Annotated in this window: 3 protein-coding genes; 2 read left to right on the top strand and 1 reads right to left on the bottom strand. The window is 59.4% G+C overall.

What is annotated here, in order from left to right:
* Positions 1-994, bottom strand: a 994-nt coding sequence (locus CGX12_RS18580) for an ExeA family protein (RefSeq protein ID WP_142995701.1), incomplete at its 3' end; no start/stop codon positions are given.
* Positions 995-1,136: 142 nt separating this feature from the next.
* Between CGX12_RS18580 and CGX12_RS18575 the strand changes: the two genes are divergently transcribed.
* Positions 1,137-2,531 (top strand): sigma-54 dependent transcriptional regulator, encoded by a 1,395-nt coding sequence (locus CGX12_RS18575; RefSeq protein ID WP_094041366.1) that lies wholly within the window; start codon positions 1,137-1,139, stop codon positions 2,529-2,531.
* Positions 2,532-3,346: 815 nt separating this feature from the next.
* On the top strand, positions 3,347-5,680 hold the full coding sequence (locus CGX12_RS18570; RefSeq protein ID WP_094041365.1) for an Ig-like domain-containing protein: 2,334 nt from the start codon (positions 3,347-3,349) through the stop codon (positions 5,678-5,680).
* Positions 5,681-5,853 lie beyond the last annotated feature (173 nt).

The raw sequence follows: 5,853 nt of genomic DNA, 5'->3' as shown, positions 1-5,853 counted from the left end.
GTAGACTGGCCTCGGCCGCTACCTCGGCAGGCGGGGCCTGTGGTTCCTCTTCGACCGGTGCGGCCTGAGACAGCTGGGCGATGCCGGGGGCCGGCAGCCAGTGTTGCCAGCCCGACAGGGCGGCGCCGATCACCAGCGCCAGCAGGCAGGCGGCCAGGGCCCAGGGCCACCTGTTCGGCCGGGTTGCCGGCTTGCCCAGTACCTCGGTGGCCGCCCGGTTCATGGTGGCCAGATCCACCCGGGGCAGCCGCTGCACATAGGCGCCGAGCAGGGCCCGGTCGCAGATAACGTTGATCAGCCGGGGGATGCCCCGGGTCAGGCGATAGAGCCGGCGCAGGCTGTTGGGATGGAACAGGGAGGCCTCTATGCCCGCCACCGACAGGCGGTGGGCGATATAGGCCTGCATTTCGGCGAAGGTCAGCGGGCTCAGGTGATAGCGGGCGGTGATCCGCTGGGACAGCTGGCGCAGCTCCGGCAGTTTCAGCTTGTCCGCCAGTTCCGGCTGGCCCAGCAGGATGATCTGCAGCAGCTTGTGGGTGTTGGTTTCCAGGTTGGTCAGCAGCCGGATCTGCTCCAGCACCTCGGTGGAGAGGTTCTGGGCCTCGTCGATGATCAGCACCGCATGGCGCCCCTGGGCATGGGTGTCGAGCAGGTGATGGTTGATGGCATCGGTCAGCTGCTTGAGGTTGGCCTGCTCCGGCACCGCGATGTTCAGCTCCTGGCAGATGGCGGCCAGCAGCTCCTGGGCGGTGCACTTGGGGTTGAGGATAAAGGCCAGATCGGTCTGTTCCGGCACCTGCTCCAGCAGGCAGCGGCAGACGGTGGTCTTGCCGGTGCCGACCTCGCCGGTGAGCAGCACGAAACCGCCGGGGCAACTGAGCCCGTATTGCAGGTGAGCCAGCGCCTCCCGGTGCTGCTGGCTGAGATAGAGGTAACGGGGGTCCGGTGCTATGGAAAAAGGCAGATCGTTAAGGCCGAAATAGTTGCCGTACATGATGACCATCCCTGGGTTCACGTATTCATTAATATAGAAGGCGGATGTCCGCTCCGGCCAGCCGAGGACGGGGTTTTTCCGGGTGAGGGCATCGGCTTGTACTAAACTAGTGGGTATCTGTTCCAGGACGGGCCACAGATCGATGATAACCAAAGCAGAACACCAAAGCAGGGAAAGTGACAACAAACCCGCGCCGAGAAAGGTGCTCTACCTTCATCTTTCCCCGGGCAAGGGAGAAGACATCGCCGCCTTGCTGGAAGACTGGCTGGTGGTGCGGGTCAACTCCGTTCAGGAAGCCAGGGCGGCGGTATACGACTGTAAATTCCAGGTGGCTCTTGTCCGCTTCGATGAGCTTGACCAGGAGCAGCGGCTGGCCTTTGAACAACTGGTGGAGGAAGCGCCACCGATCAACTGGATAGCCCTGGTAGAGTCGGAGAAGGTCGACAAGGGCGCCCTCAGCCAGTTGATCCATGACTATTTCTTCGACTATTACACCCTGCCACTGGGGGACAAGGGGCGTTATCTTTCCGCCACCCTGGGCCATGCCTACGGGCTGGGGCAATTACGGGATCTCGAATACGAGCAGCGCCGCTACCGGGAAGAATGCCAGATGGTGGGGGCCAGCCCGGCCATCATGCTGGTGTTCAGCCAGATCCGCAAGGTGGCGGGGGTGGACGCCACCGTGTTGATCACCGGCAGCAGCGGCACCGGCAAGGAGCTGATCGCCCGCGCCATTCACCAGCGTTCCCGGCGGCAGATGGGGCCCTTTGTGGCGCTCAACTGCGGCGCCTTGCCCGAAAACCTGGTACAGGCGGAGCTGTTCGGCCACGAAAAAGGCGCCTTTACCGGCGCCCACTGCCGCAAGATAGGCCGGATAGAGGCCGCCATGGGCGGCACCCTGTTCCTGGACGAAATCGGCGATCTGCCGCTGCCGTTGCAGGTGAACCTGCTGCGTTTTTTGCAGGAAGAAACCATAGAGCGGGTAGGGGGCACCGAAACCCTGTATATAGACGCCAGGGTCATTGCCGCCACTCACCGGGATCTGAAAGAAGAGGTCAAGGATGGCGGCTTTCGGGAGGATCTTTATTACCGGCTGAACGTGCTCAGCATAGAGGTGCCTGACCTCAAGGCGCGGGAAGGTGACATTGAACTGCTAGCCAATTTCTTTTTCCGCAAGTTTACCGAGGGGCAGCACCACAAGGTGCGGGGCTTCAGCCGCAAGGCCATTGCCGCCATGAACCAGCACGACTGGCCCGGTAACGTGCGGGAGCTGATCAACCGGGTGCGCAAGGCCATAGTGATGACCGAGAACCGGCTGATCACCGCCGCCGATCTGGGGCTGGAAAGCCCCGAGGCCAGCCGGACGTTGCCCACCCTGGAGCAGGCGAGGGATCAGGCCGAGGTGCTGGCCATCAAGCGCGGCCTGCTCCATGCCCACAACAACGTGTCTTCCGCCGCCCGACTGCTGGGGGTGTCGCGGATGACCCTGTACCGGCTGATGGAGAAGCACCAGCTTCTGGATTCGAAGAAGGAGTGAGACTGTATCTTGGGCTTAACACTTTTGTCTGGGCGCGTTTTGGCTGGTTGACGAAAGTGTTTGATTCCATTGCTGTTGCTTGAAATGGTGTAAAAATTGCTTTGTTTCCTGATAGCGGCGAACCAGCGAAGCAGCCGTAACAGGGCAAAGGTGTTACACCATGAGACACGCGAGAGTGAAGAAACCACCGGAAGCCGATGGTGACAGCAAGAGGCTCTGTCGAGTCTGTTATTACTGCGGAGACCATACCTTTTGCCGTTATTATCCCCGCTGCTATTGCCTTCGGAAAATAGATCTGTGGGATGAACACTGATCCTTCCTATTCAACATTCCTGTCAATGGCCTGCTCACCGCTCCTGCAGGCGCCCCTTTGCGTGCGCAAATCCCGATCCCCCAGTAGGCGCCCGTTTACGTGGCGCACATCTGCCATGTTCCATATGAGAATATAGATGACAAAAATTGACCCGAACCGGGACGAGTCATTAATGGTTATATTCTAAGTGATTAAAAAGTAAACAGTTTAATAATGCCATTAATATCCTGTACTTAACATTTTACTATCATTTCCAATAGGCTCCTTTTGCGTTTTATTTAGTCAAAGTGGATGTTTTTATACCAATAGGGAATAAAAAATCGCCAAACCCCCGTGCTATAGTGCCCGCCGTCCGGTCAAGAGAGAACCATTTGAGTTTCTTATTGTCGGCCTGAATCAAATGCAGTTTGGCTGCCGCCTGGGCAAGCAATCAATTAATAAAGATTTGAATGGCTCCGTTTAAGGGGCAGGGATTTTTGTGCTTAATTGTTGGGAGAAACCGATGCGCCTCTCCAGGCCTGCTATTGCCTATTTTCTGGTGGCCGGTGGTATCACCGCCGCGCTGAGTATGCCGTTGCCGGCCCTGGCCGAAGCGGAACACCAAAACCGGCCTGCCGCAGCCATCACCATAGCGGACAGGCAAAAGGCCAGGCAGCAGGCCGAGGAACACACCCGGGCCCTGCTGGCGCAGCAACAGCGCTGGCTGGCCGCCACTGCCGCGGAGAAACCCCGCGCCCTGGCAAGGCTTGTTGAGCTGGCCGAAGCGCGGCTGCTGCTGTTGAGCGAGCTGGCCGAAACACATCCGCAAGCGGTGCTGCGGGCTGTGATTCCCGCGGAAAAGCAACAAGGCATGCCGGACGAAGTCAGGTCCAGGCTGGAGCAGCGCTTCGAGGTTGAGGGTGAGCTGGATGCCCGTTACGAGGATTATGCCGACGGCCGCCATCGCCTGTTGCACCGGCTGGTAACGGAGCAAGGTAATGCAGTCATGCTGTTCGGGACTGAACAGCAGTCCGAACTGCCTCACGGAAGCCGGGTCAAGGCCAGGGGCTGGTTATTGCCGAAAATGGAAGACTCAACGGTTGATGCCGGTGTGGTCGATGCCGAATTGGAGATCCTGTATACCGGAGGCGACGGCGGCTCTACCGGCTCGGGAACCACAACCAGCGGGCCCAGCCTTGGTGAGCAGAAGACCCTGGTATTGCTGGTGAATTTTTCCGACAAAATCGAGCAACCCTACAGCAGGGAGTTTGCCCGGGATCTGGTATTCGGCCAGGTCAACGACTACTACCTGGAAAATACCTATGGCCGCGCCTGGCTGAAGGGGGATGTAGCCGGCTGGTTTACCCTGGCGCTGTCGAGCCAGCAGTGTGATGTCAACACCCTCGCCAGCCAGGCCCAGGCCGAGGCGTCCGCCGCCGGCGTGGCGGTGGCCAACTACCAGCGGTTTGTTTATGTGTTTCCTCGTAATGCCTGCGGTTTTTCCGGCAGTGCCACGGTGGGAGGCACCAGCTCCCACGCCTGGATTAACCAGAGCCTGACCCTGACTACCATGGCCCACGAGTTTGGCCATAACCTGGGCACGGTGCACGCCCACTCACTGGTGTGTTCCGACGGAACCAGTGTGGGGCCCGGTGGCGGGTCCGTGGGCAGCTCCCCCTGGCCCAACTGCCAAAACCTGGAATACGGCGATGGTCTGGACGTGATGGGCTGGGCCCCTTCCGGCCATTTCAACGCGGTGCAAAAGCGCCGGCTGGGCTGGCTGGACGAGCAGGAAGTGGTAACGGTAACCGGAAGCGGGCAGTACCGTCTGATACCGGTGGCCGATTCCAGAGCCGGGGTTAAGGCGTTTCGGGTGCTGAAAAATATCAATGAGAATGGTCGCAAGACCTGGTACTACCTGGAATACCGCCAGCCTGTCGGCTTTGATAGCTTTATCGATGGCGGCATGATGGATGCTCATAATATCGTCAATGGCATCAACGTTCGGGTGCACTACGAGGGTGGTGGTTCCAACGGGGTTTACCTGCTGGATATGACGCCGGAAACCAATGCCGATCTCTATACCCGGGATCCGGCGCTGGAAGCGGGCAGAACCTTTGTCGATCCGGAAGGCTTGCTGGAAATCACGCCGGTGCGGGTGGATGCCGACGAGGCGATGGTCGATATCCGGCTGTTTGATCAGCCCTGCTCCTTGCAGGAGCCCGTGCTGGAGCCCATTCCTGCCAGCCAGCAAGGTGGGGCAGGAACAACACTGAACTACCAGTTGCGGGTAACCAACCCCAATGATGCCAGCTGTGGCAGCATGGATATTGCGCTTGAGGCACAAGGTCCGGCCGGTTGGTCGCTGCAACTGGCCGACAGCCTGATGTCCCTGGCGCCGGGTGACGTGATGGAAACGACCCTGGCGGTGACTTCCCCCACAGGGAGCAATCCGGGTGCTTACGGACTGACGCTCAGCGCCTTGCATCAGGATGGCCAGCGCCAGGCTGGGCTGGTTTATGAGGTTGTTGCCGAGGAGCTGCCGCCGGTGGCGGTGGATGACGATGCGGTCATGGAAAGGGTGGCGCCCATCACCATCTTTGTATTGCATAACGACTGGGATCCGGCCGATGCCCCCTTGCGGGTGGTGGGAGTGACCCAGGGGGCCAAGGGCAGCGTGCAGGTCAATGACGATGGCAGCCTGAGCTATACCCCGGCGCGTAGCTTCAAAAACAGTGACAGCTTCGATTACCAGATATCCAACGGGCGCCATCAGGCCCAGGCCAGGGTCAGGATTAACCTGAACACTACCGACAGCGGTGGCGGTGGTGCCGGCAAGGGAAAGGGCGGTAAGTAAACCAAATAAAAGCGGTGGCATATTGCCACCGCTTTGCTGTTGGCCCTCATAGCCAGGTACTTAAGCATTAAAATGTTCATAAATGTCACGTAACCCATTGCCCTGCCTGGATTTACTCTGCTGCGATGGCTGGGCGTTTCGTCGTAAATACTGACAGGCCCAGTCAAGGTGAT

The organism is Zobellella denitrificans, assembly GCF_002237365.1.
In the GTDB taxonomy this organism is placed as follows: Bacteria; Pseudomonadota; Gammaproteobacteria; order Enterobacterales; family Aeromonadaceae; genus Oceanimonas; species Oceanimonas denitrificans.
This window is presented reverse-complemented; position numbering and strand designations above follow the sequence as displayed.

What these genes read in the sequence shown, in the direction of transcription:
- CGX12_RS18570 (WP_094041365.1), top strand. Translation starts at nt 3,347, where the DNA reads ATGCGCCTCTCCAGGCCTGCTATTGCCTATTTTCTGGTGGCCGGTGGT.
- CGX12_RS18575 (WP_094041366.1), top strand. Translation starts at nt 1,137, where the DNA reads ATGATAACCAAAGCAGAACACCAAAGCAGGGAAAGTGACAACAAACCC.